The following is a 13,824-nucleotide window of genomic DNA, read 5'->3' on the forward strand; positions in this document are numbered from 1 at the left end:
CGTCAAAAACAGGTGTCGAAAACGAGGGAGCGAGATGGGCCATAGCCGCTTTCTGCCACAGTCAGGGCAGGTAGGACAGAGGTGCGGCCCGCTGCTGTTATCCTTCCAGCAGAGCGCGGGTCGCGCCCTCGACGTTGGCTTGCCGCATCAGGCTTTCGCCCACCAGAAATGTGCGGACGTTGCACCGTGCGAGCCGTTCGATATCGGCATGGGTATTGATCCCGCTTTCCCCGACCAGCAATGCTCCCTCCGGCGCAAGCGGAGCGAGTTGTTCTGTGGTGGCAAGATCGGTGCGGAACGTCTTGAGATTTCGGTTGTTCACACCGATCAGGCGGGATTGCAGACGCGCGGCCCGCTCCATTTCTCCCTGATCGTGCACTTCGACCAGCACGTCCATTCCGCGCTCAATCGCCGCAGCTTCGATTTCCGCCATCAAGCTATCGTCGAGCGCGGCGACGATAATCAGGATGGCATCGGCCCCGATCGAACGCGCTTCGGCCACCTGCCAGGGATCGACCATGAAGTCCTTGCGTAGCACCGGCAGCGAGCAAGCGCGGCGCGCATCGGCAAGGTAATCCTCGTGTCCCTGAAAATAGGGGGCATCGGTCAAAACCGAGAGGCACGCAGCGCCCCCGGCCTGATAGGCAGCCGCGTGTTCAGCAGGGCGAAAATCGGGGCGGATCAGGCCCTTGGAGGGCGATGCTTTCTTGATTTCCGCAATCAGCGCGTAACCGTTTGCCGCTTTGCGTTCGAGCGCATTGCGAAAACCGCGCGGCGCGGATTGATCGCGGGCGGTGCGGTCGAGGTCGTCGATAGTGGCCAGCGCTTTGCGCGCGGCAACTTCCTCTCGCTTGGTAGCGCAGATTTCGGCGAGTTTATCGGTCATGGCTGGCTGGTCCGTTTGCAGGGGGGCGCTATCGCGCCATTTCGATCCAGCGATCAAGCAAAGCACCCGCTTTGCCGGAATCGAGCGATTCCGCCGCCATCGCAGCGCCTTCGACATAGTCCGCCGATTTGTCCGCAACCACAAAACAGGCTGCCGCGTTCAGCAGCACGGCATCGCGATAGGGGCCGGGCGTTCCCATCAACAGCGCCCGCAGCGCCTTGGCATTATGGGCTGCATCGCCGCCGCGGATCGCTTCGATGGGGGCGTGGGGCAGGTTTGCCTGGGTGGCATCGACCCGCCGCATCTCGAAATCGTTACCTTGCACTACGGCCACTTCGTTGCCGCCTGCCAGGCTCAGTTCGTCCAGCCCTTCGTCGCCCGACACGATCATCGCGCATTTGGTGCCAAGATGGGCCAGTGCCTCGGCATAAATCGGAACATAAGCAGGGCGGGCAATCCCGATGAGCTGTCCCTGCACTCCGGCAGGATTGGATAGCGGCCCCATCAGGTTGAAAATAGTGCGCCGGGCAAGCCGCTGGCGGATCGGTTGGATACGCGCCATCGCCGGATGATGATTTTTCGCGAACAGGAAGCAAATGCCCAGTTCGCTCAATGTCTTTTCAGCGGTTCTTCCCGCTGCGTCCATATCGAGCCCGAGTTGTTCCAGCGTATCGGCGGCCCCGGCTTTGCTACTGGCGGCGCGATTGCCATGCTTGGCCACTGGCACACCTGCTGCGGCGACCACCAGGCTGACAGCAGTCGACACATTGAGCGTGTGGTGCCCGTCGCCGCCCGTGCCGCAGCAGTCGATGGCATCGGCAGGCGCGTTGATCGGGATCAGCCGAGAGCGCAATGCGCGCGCGGCCCCGGCGATTTCGGCAGCGGTTTCGCCCCGGTCAGACAGCGCGCACAGGAAACGGGCGATTTCGTCTTCACTCGTCTCACCGTCGAGCACCCATCCGAAGACCTCTTCGGCTTCGCTTTCGCTCAGGTGCGGTTCGGCCTGCGGCAGCGTTCTCATGCCAGTTTCTCCATCGGAATGCCGCACAGAGTCACGAAATTGGCCAGCATGGCGTGGCCGTGTTCGGTCGCGATGCTTTCCGGGTGGAACTGCACCCCGTGGATCGGCAGGTTTTCGTGGCGGAAACCCATGACATGGGTATCGTCGCTGGTCGCGTTGACCTTCAGCACTGCTGGAATATCTTCCACCACCAGCGAGTGATAGCGCGTGGCCGTGAAGGGGGAGGGTATCCCTGCAAACATGCCGGTGCCATCATGGCTGACAGGCGACGTCTTGCCGTGCATCAACCCCCCGCGCACGACGCGACCGCCAAAATACTGCCCAATCGACTGATGGCCAAGGCATACGCCCAGCAAGGGCTTCGCCGCGTCGGCACAGGCCGCCACCAGATCAAGGCTGATGCCTGCTTCGTTTGGTGTGCATGGGCCGGGCGAAATCAGAAATCCGCTTGCGCCTGTTGCGATTGCTTCTGCCGCAGTCAGCGCATCGTTGCGTTCCACCCGCACCGGGGCGCCCAGTTCCATCAGATAATGGACCAGGTTCCAGGTGAAGCTATCGTAGTTATCGATGACAAGGATCATATCGGACGATCCCTTGGCGCGTTGTTTGGCGGGGGGCAAGCCCTGCCGGGCCTGTCAGCTCTTCCCCGCAAACCGGTCGGTGGCCTGCACCAGCCCATCGGTGATGCCGGGTTCGGAGAACAAGTGGCTTGCGTCGGGCACGATTTGCAAGTCGACCTCCGGCCATGCCTGCTTGAGCGCCCACGCCGCGGCCGGCGGAGTGCAGCAGTCGTGCCGCCCCTGAACGATCACACCGGGAATGCCGCGAAGCTTCGCCGCCCCATCGAGCAATTGCCCCGGTTCGAGCCAGCAATGGTGGCGGAAATAGTGATTCTCGATCCGCGCACAGGCAACCGCGTGTGCTTCGTCGGTAAAGTCGGCCAGCATTTCGGGATCGGGCAGCAGGGTAACGGTAACACCTTCCCACCGGCTCCATGCCTTGGCGGCGGCAACGCGGGTGTCATGATCGTCGGCTGTCAGCAACTCACCGTATGCGGCCAGCAAATCGCCCCGGCGGTCTTCCGCGATATGGTTACGAAAAGCGTCCCACTCTTCCGGGTAGATTTCGCTGGCGCCGTAACGGTACAACCAGTCGTATTCATCCTGTCCGCCAAGGAAGATACCCCGCAGCACCAGTTCGGTGGTCCTGTCGGGATGGTGTTCGGCATAGGCGAGCGACAGCGTTGAGCCCCAGCTTCCGCCGAACACCATCCACTTTTCATGTCCGCACATTTCGCGCAGCCGCTCTATGTCGCTTACCAGATCCCAGGTGGTGTTGTGATCGAGGCTGGCGAACGGAGTCGAACGCCCGCAGCCGCGTTGGTCGAACAACAGAATATCGTACAACGCAGGATCGAACTGCCGACGATGATCGGGGCTGCACCCGCCGCCAGGCCCGCCGTGGAGGAACACCACCGGCTTCGCGCCCGGAGTGCCGCAGCGCTCCCAATAGAGAGAATGACCGTGGCCGACATCGATCATCCCGCTTTCGTAAGGTTCGATCGGTGGATAGAGCGTGCGGCGTTCGGTCATGATAACCTCCTGATCGGTAGTTACTTTTCGCTTACCACCACGATGGGGCCAAGCGGGCCTCGGCTGTCCATGCGCCCGGTTGCGGGATCCCACAAGGCCGAGACTCCGCCATCGAGATAGAGGGCCTCCTGCGCCTTCACCACATCGCGATAATAGCGCGCCAGTTTGCCGAAGCTGATGGCTTCGTCGGAAATCACGAAATGGGCGCGGCCCTGCGGATCGATACCGACCCCGTTTCGCACTGTGCGGCTTGGCCCGTCTTCGGTGATTTCGGGATGGAGTTTGCCGCGGATCAACAGCATCGGGCCACTCTGTGTGCCAAAATCAGGGCGGTCCGCAACGCTGTGATAGAAATCGTTGCTCGTGCGGATATGCCAGTCGCCTTTGCCGCCATAGAAAACGCCGTTGGGCTGCATATGGAAGTTGCCGGGGCCATCGTTGCGGTTGAGCTCCTTCAACCGGTCGCCGCCCTGCACATAATATCCGATGGGCTTGCCTTCACCATCGAACATGCCTGCGTTCATCGCGAACAGAACAGGCGGTGCATCATCCGAACGCTTCGCTGCCAGTTGGGCGAAGCCACGGTAAGGTGCGCCATCCCTGGGGCCTAGCACCAGTGCGATGCGATGCTTTGCCGGATCGGCAATGCAGTCCGTCAGTTTGGCACCATCGAACGTAACCTGCTTACAAGCGGACGCGACACTCTCGGTCGGCGTCGGACTGGGCGCATCGCTGGCCTTGTCCTTGCCCGTGGGGAGGGCCTTGCCTCCACCGTTCGGCCCAATGGCCATCCGTTCGACGGGCTCGCCCGCCTGTTGCGCCCCACATGCAGCCAGTGCGAACAGCAAAGCCAGTGGCAGTGCGCGTTTCACTGGCCGAATCCCGGCTCGCTGGCGATCCGTGCTGCTTCACGTGCGGCGGCAAACAGTGCGCTCGCCTTCGCTTCACATTCCCGCTGTTCATATGCCGGGTTGCTATCGGCCACGATGCCGGCACCCGCCTGTACGTTCATGATCCCGTCTTTGACGACGGCGGTACGCAGCACGATGCAGCTATCGACCGATCCGTCCGGCGCGAAATAGCCGACACCGCCAGCATAGGCACCACGGGTTTCCGGCTCCAGCTCAGCAATGATCTGACAGGCGCGTACCTTCGGTGCCCCGCTGACGGTGCCTGCCGGAAAACCTGCGAACAATGCGTCGAGAGCATCTTTTGACGGATCCAGCGCGCCGATCACATTGCTGACAATGTGCATCACATGGCTGTAACGCTCTATCGTGAAGCTGTCGGTGACCTGCACACTACCGCGTGAGGCCACCCGGCCCACATCGTTGCGCCCCAGATCGAGCAGCATCAGGTGTTCCGCCCGTTCCTTGGCATCGGCCAGCAGGCTTGCTTCGGCCTCCCGATCGGCCTCCGCCGTTTTACCACGTGGACGGGTGCCAGCAATCGGGCGAATAGTCACTTCGCCGTCGCGCACCCGGACAAGGATTTCAGGGCTCGATCCGACGACCGCAAACCCAGGCAGGTCGAGGAAATAAAGGAACGGCGACGGGTTCACGCGCCGCAATGCGCGGTAAAGCGCAATCGGCGGCAGCGGGAAGGGACAAGTGAAACGCTGTGCCAGCACGACCTGAAACACATCGCCCGCCTCGATATAGGCCTTGGCGCGATCGACCATCGCTTCATATGCGCCCGCCGCCATTGTCGGTGTGAGCGCCATATCCGGCAGATCGTGTGCCACCGGAGAAGGCGGGACGGCGCTTTCCAGTTTTCGCAGCGTTTCGTCGATCCGTTCCTGCGCGTCGTCAACGGCCCGATCAGGCGCAGCGGCGCCCGGCCACACGGGGGCGACACAGGTCAGCTCTTCGCCCAACCTGTCGAACACGAGCAAAACGGTAGGGCGCACGAACAGCATATCGGGCAATTGCAGCGCGGAATCGGGGGCGCGCGGCAGCTTTTCCACCAGGCCGATGGTTTCGTACCCGAAATAGCCGACCAGACAGGTGAGGGCGGGGGGTAAACCCTTTGGCACGTCGATCCGGCACGACGCGACCAGCGCGCGCAATTCCTCCAGCGCCCCACCATCGCAATCGCGGAAAGCCTCGCGGTCTGTTCGCCAGTCAGCATTGATCGCGGCCCGGTTGCCCTGCGCGCGGAATACGAGATCGGGATCGAGCCCTACCATGCTGTAACGCCCGCGTACCTCGCCACCTTCGACCGATTCGAGCAGGAAGTCGCCCCGGCCCGGCTCGATAAGCTTCAACGCTGCGCCAATGGGGGTTTCCGTGTCAGCGACGACCTTGCGCCAAACGAGCGCAGGCTTGCCCGCTGCAAGAGCGTCACGCGCCGCGCGGGCGTTATCGGGAGCCAATTCGCTCAGCTCGCCCTCCTGTCAATTTGCGTTGTTGGCGCCGGTAAGTTGTTTCCGTACCGCGTCGATCGCCTTCTGATTGCGCTCGACTTTCATATCGGCCCGGATGGCAGTTCGCAGAGAATCGGAATATTCCCGGCCGAGCATCTGGCCGAGCGTCTGCTGAGCGGCTGCGATCTGCGGATCCTTGGCATCGATCTTGCCCGGCTCGATGTCTTTCAGGGAGACGACGAACCAACCGGCATCGTTGGGCCCTTCCAGTTTCTTGCTCGTGCCTTTCGCCATCGAAAACATCAATGCCAGCGGAGGCGGGACACGCTGTCCCGCTCTCGCGAGTTCTTCGCGAGTCAGGTTGAGATCGTCGACGGCAGGAAGTTTAACCTTCTCGGCAGAGATTGCCGCTTGCAGACTCTGGCCCTTCTTCACGCGATCCAGCACGCGCGTTGCCGCAGCCTTGGCCGCCTTGCTCCCTTCGCTGGCGCGCCATGCGAGAGTGAGGTCGTTGGTGATTTCTTTCATCGGAGCAGCCGCGGATTCGGTAATCTGCGACGTCTCGAAAATGATATAGCCACTATGGTCCGCAGTCGCGGCAATTTGCGGCTGACCTTCGTCCATTTCGAACGCGGTTTGCAAAACGGGGCGGATTACTTCGGGAGCCATATCGCCCGGTGTTCCACCATAGACGCGGCCATCTGCGACAAGTGGCTGGGTCGACTTCACGTCTGCCTTCAGAGTCTTGGCAACGTCAGACAGAGATTCACCGTTGTCGAACCTGTCCTCGATATCGCTCGACATTTCGGACAGCGCCTGCGCCCGCTTTTCATCGCGGAGGGCAGTTGCGATCTCTCCACGCACCTGATCGAGCGTGCGCGAAGGGATGGTTTTCACTTCGTCCACCCGCACAACATACCATCCCAAGCTGCCGCGCGCCGGCGTCGCGACCTTGCCGCGAGGCGCGGAAAAAACAGCCTTGGCCACTGCATCGGATGCCTGCGAAGCGAGATCCTTGCTATCAATGGCATCGACGTGACTGACTTCGAATCCAGCCTGACGGGCCGATTGTTCGAACGAACCACCCGCATCGACCTTCTTGCGAATATCTTCTGCTGCCTGCTGGGTGGGAACGATCAACTGAGTCAGCTTGCGCTGCTCGCCTCCGGCATACATTGATGCCTTATTCTTTTCATACCGCGCTTTAATCTCGGCATCGGTCGGTTCGACATTGCCCAGCGCTTCGTCACCGAAAACCGCGTACCGCAGAATCCGGCGCTCGGGGCGGATGAAATTCTTTTTGTTCGCTTCGTAATAGGCGGTGAGCTGCTTTTCCGTCGGTTTACCCTTCGGTGCGAAAAGGTCGCTTGGCAAAATGGCAACGCTGCCCTTGCGCCGTTCCTTGATGAGCGCCGCATAGCGAGCCGCGATCTTCGAAGGCATTTTGGCGCCGAATGCAGCCGGCACCAGCACTTGTTCTGCCAGCAAACCCTGCGCCAGATCGGTACGGACCTGCTGGTCGGTCAGTTTGCGCTGTGCCAGCATCTGCCGATAGAGAGACTCGTCGAATTCGCCATTTGGCCCCGCAAAGGCCGGGATACGGCGTATTTCACTGTTCACCAGATTATCGCCCGCGCGCAGGCCAATCGAATTGGCGAACTGGGACAGGGCTTTACGGTCGATCAACTGGTTCAGCACGTCGTCCATCGCCCCCTGCTCAATCAGAGAGGCCATCGATTCTGTGGGGTTCTGCTGACGCACATTATCGAGCGCGCCTGTCATCGCCTGACTGAATTCCGCACTGCCGACCTTTTCGCCCCCGACCGATGCGACATTATCGCCCCCGGCTATTCCGCCAAAAGTCGCGTTGCTAGCGACATCGCCGCTGGCAAAAGCAACAGCGATAAGTGCAAGGAAAGCCAGCGTAAAAGCGACGCCGAGCTTCGTTTTGAAGACATTGCGAAAAGATTGGAGCATAGTGGCGGTTAACTTCTTCCACTGATAACGGGTCGGCGCGCCATTGGCGCATGCAAACAGGCGCTTTAGAGGGCCTGCGTATTTGTCGCAACAGGTCCAATCCGTTTTGACCGATTTACAAACTCGGACTAGCCGGATCGGTATTCTGCATCCTATAGGGCCGCTCCCAATCAGGGAGCATCCCTCCTATTGCACTCAACAGACGTGAGGATTTCGTCATGGCCCTCCGGCCGTATATCGTCGGTAACTGGAAAATGAACGGCACGCGCTCGATGCTTTCCGAAGCTCGTTCGATTGATCGTTCGGCACAACGACTCATGAAAGTGGAGGTCGCGCTTGCGCCGCCTTATACCCTGATTCATCCGGTTCACCGCGAGGCAGAGCAGATCGGCGTTGGCGCGCAGGATTGCCATCACGAAGTGGAAGGGGCGCATACTGGCGACATTTCCGCGACAATGCTGGCCGATGCCGGTGCGAAATTCGTTATTCTGGGGCACAGCGAACGGCGCCAGAATCACGGCGAAACCGATGAATTGGTAAATGCAAAGTGTCATGCCGCCATTTCTGCTGGGTTGAAGCTGATCGTTTGCTGCGGCGAAGCGGAGGAGACCCGCAACGCAGGAAATGCAGAGTCTTTCGTGATCGCGCAGCTACGCACCTCGCTGCCCGAGACGCTGGATGACGCTGCAGAGCGACTCGCTGTGGCCTACGAACCGATCTGGGCCATCGGCACCGGTCGCACTGCGACAACCGACGATATCGCTGCGATGCATGGTGCCATTCGGGCCTTGCTGATCGAGCGATTCGGTGAGGAGCAGGGCGGGGTGGTCCGCATCCTTTATGGCGGTTCGGTCAAACCGGAAAATGCCCGCGAAATCCTCGAAACCGCCGATGTCGGTGGTGCGCTGGTGGGTGGTGCCAGCCTGACTGCGGAAAGCTTCCTCGGCATCGTTGCCGCGGGCGCCGACGTTCAGGAAAGCTAGCGGCACGGGCAGAACATAACAGCCCGTACCCTTGCCCCGGCGCACATGCGCGCTTAGATGCGCGACAACCTGTTGTTAGAGTATCCGTTCGATGTCCTCACTTTTTCTGTTCCTCATTGTCGTTCAGGCGATCATCGCCGCAGCCCTCGTCGGGGTTATCCTGATGCAGCGCTCGGAAGGGGGCGGACTGGGTGTCGGCGGCAATCCCACCGGATTGATGAGCGCGCGCGGCGCGGCGGATTTCCTGACGCGTATAACCAAGTGGCTGGCGATAGCTTTCGTGCTCCTGTCGATTGTCCTCGCGGCGATGGCGGCTGAAACCAGCACTGGCGGATCGAACGTCGAATCGACTCTCGATCGTTCGGCGCCTGCTGCTGCCCCGGCTGCACCTGCGCCAGAAGCCCCCGCTCAGAACGATCCGCTGTCCGGCGCTGCCGGCTAACCCTTTTGTTCAATCGCCGCTGTGGATTGCGGCGCGAGCGGAGCGTATTCTGCTTGCGCCGACTCCTGAATGCGGCTTAAGGCCCGACCCCCATGGCGCGGTACATTTTTATCACCGGCGGCGTGGTTTCCTCGCTCGGCAAAGGTCTCATGGCGGCGAGCCTCGCGGCTCTGTTGCAGGCGCGCGGATATCGCGTTCGGATTCGCAAGTTCGATCCGTACCTGAACGTCGATCCTGGAACGATGAGCCCCTATCAGCACGGCGAAGTCTACGTCACTGACGACGGTGCTGAAACCGATCTCGATCTTGGCCACTACGAACGCTTCACCGGGGTTTCTGCCCACCAGGGGGATAACATTACCTCGGGCCGGATCTATCGCGATATCATCGCGAAAGAACGGCGCGGAGACTACCTTGGCGCAACCGTGCAGGTGATCCCGCACGTAACCGATGCGATCAAGCAATTCGCGCAAGCCGACACCGAGGATCTCGATTTCGTGCTGTGCGAAATCGGTGGCACTGTCGGCGATATCGAAGGGCTGCCTTTCATCGAGGCGTTGCGCCAGATGCGTAACGAGCTGGGCCGGGACAATACCTGCTTTGTCCATGTAACCCTTGTGCCCTACATCGCGGCGGCCGGCGAGTTGAAGACCAAACCGACCCAGCATTCTGTGCGCGAATTGACCGGGTTGGGTATTCAGCCTGATATCTTGTTGTGCCGGTGCGAGCACCCGCTGCCGGATAGCGAACGCGCCAAGATCGCGCTGTTCTGCAACGTCCGCAAGGAAGCGGTCATTCCTGCGCTCGATGCCAGCAGCATCTATGCCGTTCCCTTGCAGTATCACCACGAAGGGCTCGACTCAGAAGTGCTGCGCCACTTCCACGTCACCGATGCACCAACTCCCGATCTGGCGCGCTGGGATGACATTATCGATCGCTACGAACATCCCGAAGGCGAAGTGACCATTGGCGTTGTTGGCAAATATGTCGGCCTGCCCGATGCCTATAAGTCGCTGAACGAAGCACTGATCCACGGCGGGATGGCCAACCGGGTGAAAGTCAATATTCGCTGGATCGATGCCGAAATATTCGAAGGCAACGAAGAAGATATCGCAGCCCGTCTGGAACCGATGCACGGTATTCTGGTGCCGGGCGGGTTTGGGGAACGCGGCAGCGAAGGCAAGATCGCTTCGGTTCGGTTTGCGCGCGAACGCAATGTGCCTTTCTTCGGCATCTGTCTCGGTATGCAGATGGCGTGTATCGAAAGTGCGCGGGCTGCGGGCCTAGAGCATGCCAGCTCGACCGAATTCGGTGAAACCGATGAACCGGTTGTCGGCATCATTACCGAATGGATGAGCAAGGAAGGCCTCCAGCAGCGTAGCTCTGAGGGCGACCTTGGCGGCACGATGCGATTGGGCGCATACGAAGCGAGACTTGCCAGCAACAGCCGCGTCAGTTCGATCTATGGCGGTGCCGCATCGATCAGTGAACGCCATCGCCATCGTTACGAGGTCAATTCCGCGTATCGAGATGCACTGGAAGGGGATGGGCTGGTGTTCTCTGGCATGTCTCCCGACGGACTGTTGCCGGAAATCGTCGAGCGTCCCGATCACCCGTGGTTTATCGGTGTGCAATTCCACCCGGAACTGAAGTCCAAACCGTTCGACCCTCATCCGCTGTTCGCCGGTTTTATTGAGGCGGCACTTCGGCAGGCGCGTCTGGTCTGATTTAAATCCGACTGGCGGAGCTGCGATCGAAACTTTGCCCCCCTGTCTCGCAGGGAATTTATGCAAGTATTTCTGTGCATTAGCTGCTAAGATTTGCTTTATGATAAACGACTGGCCACAAAGGCAGTTCGAATCAATCGGCTTAGTTGTTGTGCGGTGGCATATTCACTCGCGTGATCAGGGGGTTAGGGGCTTTTCCATCATCTCCATCCTGACAAAAATATAAGCTCCGACCGGAGATGATCGTCTTCTGCGACCCGGACGATCACTTTCGGAAAGAGGCGGCGTTATCGCCGTTGGGGGCGGGTCTTCGGGCCCGTCCCCTAAATTTTTCAGGAACCGGAGTGATCAGTGGTTGATCCGGTTGGTGAGCGAACTGACATACAAAAGGGCGGCCCATGCAGGCCGCCCTCGAAAAAAGCGATGGATGCGATCGCGATCAGGCCGCGTCGGCTTTCTTGTCATCCTTGACGACCTCGAGCGCTGGCTGTCCGCCAATGGCGATCTTCTTGGGTTTCATCGCTTCGGGCACTTCTCTCACGAGATCGATTACCAACAGGCCATCTGCGAGATCCGCGTTATCGACGCGCACATAATCGGCCAGTTCGAAACGACGTTCGAACCCGCGATTGGCGATGCCGACATGCAGCATTTCGCCGTCGGGTGCATCGTCGCGCTTGCGACCCTGAATCACCAACAAGTTCTGTTGTGCAGTGATTTCGATATCGGCCGGACGGAAACCCGCGACTGCCAGAGTGATGCGATATTCGTCGTCACCACGGCGTTCTATGTTGAACGGCGGGTAGTTATCGCCCGAATTATTGCGGACTTGCCCTTCGAGCAAATCGAATAAACGGTCGAACCCGACGGTGGTGCGACGATAGGGCGTGAAATCGAGACGTGACATGGTACAAATCCTCCTACGAGCAATTTGAATGACGTGCCGGACCCGCATCGGGCGTCCGGCGTTTCTTTCATTGCCGCCCGGTGAAACGGCGCGGCAACGGATATGAGATAGGGTTGGCCCAACCGCTTTCAAGAGCATGGTGCACACCCGGATGAAAGGATGGAAATGGCGGTCCCAACTGTCGAAATTTACACAAAATTCGGATGTGGATATTGTTCACGCGCTAAAAGCCTTCTCAACAGCAAAGGCGTCGAATTCACCGAATATGACATTACGCTGGGCGGCCCCAGGAAGGCCGAAATGCTGGAACGTGCGCCGGATGCTAGAACGGTCCCGCAAATTTTCATTGGTGAAACCCATGTGGGTGGTTCGGACGATCTTGCCGCTCTCGACCATGCCGGAAAACTAGACGCTTTGCTGGCCGGCGAATGACACGCATCGCATTGCTCCAGATGACAGCCGGGATCGATCCGGAAGAAAATGCCGCTGTCGTTGCTGAGGCAGTGACTGAGGCAGCGCTGGGCGGAGCAAAAATTCTGTTTACTCCGGAAATGACTGGTCTTCTGGATCGTGATCGAGCACGGGCAGCGCAGCATATTGTGCCTGAAACAGACAATCCAGTTCTTGCCGCCGCGCGAACCACTGCAGATATCCACGGCATCTGGGTTGCGATCGGCTCCCTCGCATTGAAAGGCGATGGCGAAAAATGGGTGAACCGGTCGCTTCTGATCGATGACTCAGGGCGGATCGTTGCCCGATACGACAAAATACACATGTTCGATGTCGATCTCGCCACAGGTGAGAGTTGGCGGGAATCGAATGCCTATACTCCCGGCAAGAAGGTCGTTGCCGCTGACAGCCCGATTGGCAAACTGGGCCTGAGTATATGTTATGATTTGCGTTTTCCCGCTTTGTTCGAAGCGCTGGGGCGAAAATTATGCGATGCTATTGCCGTCCCCGCTGCGTTCACCGCACCTACTGGCAAGGCCCACTGGCACGTATTGCAGCGCGCGCGCGCAATCGAGGCCAGCGCATACGTGATTGCGGCCGCCCAAGTGGGCAAACACGCAGACGGACGCGAAACATATGGGCACAGCCTTGTGGTCGATCCGTGGGGCGATATTGTGCTTGATATGGGGGGTGGCGAAACCGGTATTGGCTTTGCTGAGATCGACCCAGCTCGCATTGCCGAGGTTCGTTCGCAATTACCTAGTCTTGCCAACCGTCGTGAAATCTCCATTTAGGCGCACGTTATGATTGTTTTCGATTTACATTGCGCCAATGGGCACCGGTTCGAAGGGTGGTTCGGTTCCTCCAGCGATTTTACGGATCAGCAGGAATGTGGCCTGGTCATTTGCCCGGAATGCGATACCAGCGATGTTGCCAAGGCGCCTATGGCACCGGCAGTTCCTGCGAAATCCAACCAGCGCTCTGAAATCCGGCAGTCCTCTGACATGTCGGATAACTCCGATGTGGAGAGGGCGCCGGTCAAAACCGGTCCATTGCCGCCCGAAGTCGAAAAAGCGATGGTGGCCTTGGCGCAAGCTCAGGCAGAAGCGCTCAAGCAAAGCACCTGGGTTGGCGACCGCTTCGCTGAAGAAAGCCGGGCAATGCATTATGGCGAACGGGATCAGGCCCCGATTCACGGGCAAGCCTCACGTGAAGAAGCCGAATCACTTATGGAAGAAGGGATTGCCTTGGCCCCGCTGCCCTTTCCCGTTGCTCCACCGGAAGAATTGAACTGACGCTTCCATCGTTGCGACTAAGGCGAAAGACATAGTCGGAGCTATCTCTCACATTCAGAGCGCGAGAATCTGATCGAAGACTGAATGGTGCGCCCAAAATGATGAAGATGGGAGCTGGGTGATCTTTGTTTGAGGGTCTGATCGCCTGACCGACCAGTCAGCATCTGGCTCATTCAGTT

14 protein-coding genes are annotated in these 13,824 nt (G+C 59.6%); 6 read left to right on the forward strand and 8 right to left on the reverse strand.

Annotated elements, in window-relative coordinates; translation table 11 throughout:
• Positions 1–97 precede the first annotated feature (97 nt).
• Genes trpC through CV013_RS04140 form a run of 7 tightly spaced genes read right to left on the reverse strand, consistent with a single transcriptional unit; the run spans position 98 to position 7,841 of the window.
• Complete coding sequence (trpC, locus tag CV013_RS04110; protein WP_102154010.1) at positions 98–886, reverse strand: indole-3-glycerol phosphate synthase TrpC; 789 nt, start codon at positions 884–886, stop codon at positions 98–100.
• A 28-nt stretch (positions 887–914) separates the two neighbouring features.
• Complete coding sequence (gene trpD, locus CV013_RS04115) at positions 915–1,907, reverse strand: anthranilate phosphoribosyltransferase (RefSeq protein WP_102154011.1); 993 nt, start codon at positions 1,905–1,907, stop codon at positions 915–917.
• A complete protein-coding gene (locus CV013_RS04120; protein WP_102154525.1) occupies positions 1,904–2,488 on the reverse strand; it encodes an anthranilate synthase component II in 585 nt (194 codons plus the stop codon). Before CV013_RS04120 ends, trpD begins: the two co-directional genes overlap by 4 nt.
• A gap of 54 nt (positions 2,489–2,542) precedes the next feature.
• Entirely contained in the window at positions 2,543–3,499 is a 957-nt protein-coding gene (gene pip, locus CV013_RS04125; RefSeq protein ID WP_102154012.1) for a prolyl aminopeptidase, read from the reverse strand.
• A gap of 20 nt (positions 3,500–3,519) precedes the next feature.
• On the reverse strand, positions 3,520–4,371 hold the full coding sequence (locus CV013_RS04130) for a phosphodiester glycosidase family protein (RefSeq protein WP_223805294.1): 852 nt from the start codon (positions 4,369–4,371) through the stop codon (positions 3,520–3,522).
• On the reverse strand, positions 4,368–5,873 hold the full coding sequence (gene trpE / locus CV013_RS04135; protein WP_223805293.1) for an anthranilate synthase component I: 1,506 nt from the start codon (positions 5,871–5,873) through the stop codon (positions 4,368–4,370). The genes CV013_RS04130 and trpE overlap by 4 nt, the downstream gene beginning before the upstream one ends.
• A gap of 21 nt (positions 5,874–5,894) precedes the next feature.
• Entirely contained in the window at positions 5,895–7,841 is a 1,947-nt protein-coding gene (locus CV013_RS04140; protein ID WP_102154014.1) for a peptidylprolyl isomerase, read from the reverse strand.
• Between the two features lie 218 nt (positions 7,842–8,059).
• Between CV013_RS04140 and tpiA the strand changes: the two genes are divergently transcribed.
• The 3 genes from tpiA to CV013_RS04155 all read left to right on the forward strand — a co-directional run bounded on the left by tpiA (position 8,060) and on the right by CV013_RS04155 (position 10,993).
• Entirely contained in the window at positions 8,060–8,824 is a 765-nt protein-coding gene (gene tpiA / locus CV013_RS04145) for a triose-phosphate isomerase (protein WP_102154015.1), read from the forward strand.
• 91 nt (positions 8,825–8,915) lie between these two features.
• On the forward strand, positions 8,916–9,266 hold the full coding sequence (gene secG / locus CV013_RS04150) for a preprotein translocase subunit SecG (RefSeq protein WP_102154016.1): 351 nt from the start codon (positions 8,916–8,918) through the stop codon (positions 9,264–9,266).
• 92 nt (positions 9,267–9,358) lie between these two features.
• Positions 9,359–10,993 (forward strand): CTP synthase, encoded by a 1,635-nt coding sequence (locus CV013_RS04155; RefSeq protein WP_102154017.1) that lies wholly within the window; start codon positions 9,359–9,361, stop codon positions 10,991–10,993.
• Between the two features lie 439 nt (positions 10,994–11,432).
• Here the strand turns inward: CV013_RS04155 and CV013_RS04160 are convergent, their stop codons facing one another.
• Positions 11,433–11,900 (reverse strand): Hsp20 family protein, encoded by a 468-nt coding sequence (locus tag CV013_RS04160; RefSeq protein ID WP_102154018.1) that lies wholly within the window; start codon positions 11,898–11,900, stop codon positions 11,433–11,435.
• 165 nt (positions 11,901–12,065) lie between these two features.
• Here CV013_RS04160 and grxC point away from each other — a divergent pair, with 165 nt between their 5' ends.
• Genes grxC through CV013_RS04175 form a run of 3 tightly spaced genes read left to right on the forward strand, consistent with a single transcriptional unit; the run spans position 12,066 to position 13,645 of the window.
• The gene (grxC, locus tag CV013_RS04165; RefSeq protein ID WP_102154527.1) at positions 12,066–12,332 is read left to right on the forward strand and encodes a glutaredoxin 3; all 267 of its coding nucleotides are present in this window, start codon (positions 12,066–12,068) and stop codon (positions 12,330–12,332) included.
• Positions 12,329–13,144: a carbon-nitrogen hydrolase family protein gene (locus tag CV013_RS04170; protein ID WP_102154019.1), complete on the forward strand. Its 816-nt coding sequence runs from the start codon at positions 12,329–12,331 to the stop codon at positions 13,142–13,144. The genes grxC and CV013_RS04170 overlap by 4 nt, the downstream gene beginning before the upstream one ends.
• A 9-nt stretch (positions 13,145–13,153) precedes the next feature.
• The gene (locus tag CV013_RS04175; RefSeq protein ID WP_102154020.1) at positions 13,154–13,645 is read left to right on the forward strand and encodes a DUF1178 family protein; all 492 of its coding nucleotides are present in this window, start codon (positions 13,154–13,156) and stop codon (positions 13,643–13,645) included.
• Positions 13,646–13,824: the final 179 nt, after the last annotated feature.

It is taken from the genome of Tsuneonella flava (genome assembly GCF_002870965.1).
GTDB lineage: Bacteria > Pseudomonadota > Alphaproteobacteria > Sphingomonadales > Sphingomonadaceae > Tsuneonella > Tsuneonella flava.

Bases quoted from the DNA above. Each gene is read 5' to 3' on its own strand.
- trpC (WP_102154010.1), bottom strand. From the start codon at position 886: ATGACCGATAAACTCGCCGAAATCTGCGCTACCAAGCGAGAGGAAGTT.
- trpD (WP_102154011.1), bottom strand. From the start codon at position 1,907: ATGAGAACGCTGCCGCAGGCCGAACCGCACCTGAGCGAAAGCGAAGCC.
- CV013_RS04120 (WP_102154525.1), bottom strand. From the start codon at position 2,488: ATGATCCTTGTCATCGATAACTACGATAGCTTCACCTGGAACCTGGTC.
- pip (WP_102154012.1), bottom strand. From the start codon at position 3,499: ATGACCGAACGCCGCACGCTCTATCCACCGATCGAACCTTACGAAAGC.
- CV013_RS04140 (WP_102154014.1), bottom strand. From the start codon at position 7,841: ATGCTCCAATCTTTTCGCAATGTCTTCAAAACGAAGCTCGGCGTCGCT.
- tpiA (WP_102154015.1), top strand. From the start codon at position 8,060: ATGGCCCTCCGGCCGTATATCGTCGGTAACTGGAAAATGAACGGCACG.
- secG (WP_102154016.1), top strand. From the start codon at position 8,916: ATGTCCTCACTTTTTCTGTTCCTCATTGTCGTTCAGGCGATCATCGCC.
- CV013_RS04155 (WP_102154017.1), top strand. From the start codon at position 9,359: ATGGCGCGGTACATTTTTATCACCGGCGGCGTGGTTTCCTCGCTCGGC.
- CV013_RS04160 (WP_102154018.1), bottom strand. From the start codon at position 11,900: ATGTCACGTCTCGATTTCACGCCCTATCGTCGCACCACCGTCGGGTTC.
- grxC (WP_102154527.1), top strand. From the start codon at position 12,066: ATGGCGGTCCCAACTGTCGAAATTTACACAAAATTCGGATGTGGATAT.
- CV013_RS04170 (WP_102154019.1), top strand. From the start codon at position 12,329: ATGACACGCATCGCATTGCTCCAGATGACAGCCGGGATCGATCCGGAA.
- CV013_RS04175 (WP_102154020.1), top strand. From the start codon at position 13,154: ATGATTGTTTTCGATTTACATTGCGCCAATGGGCACCGGTTCGAAGGG.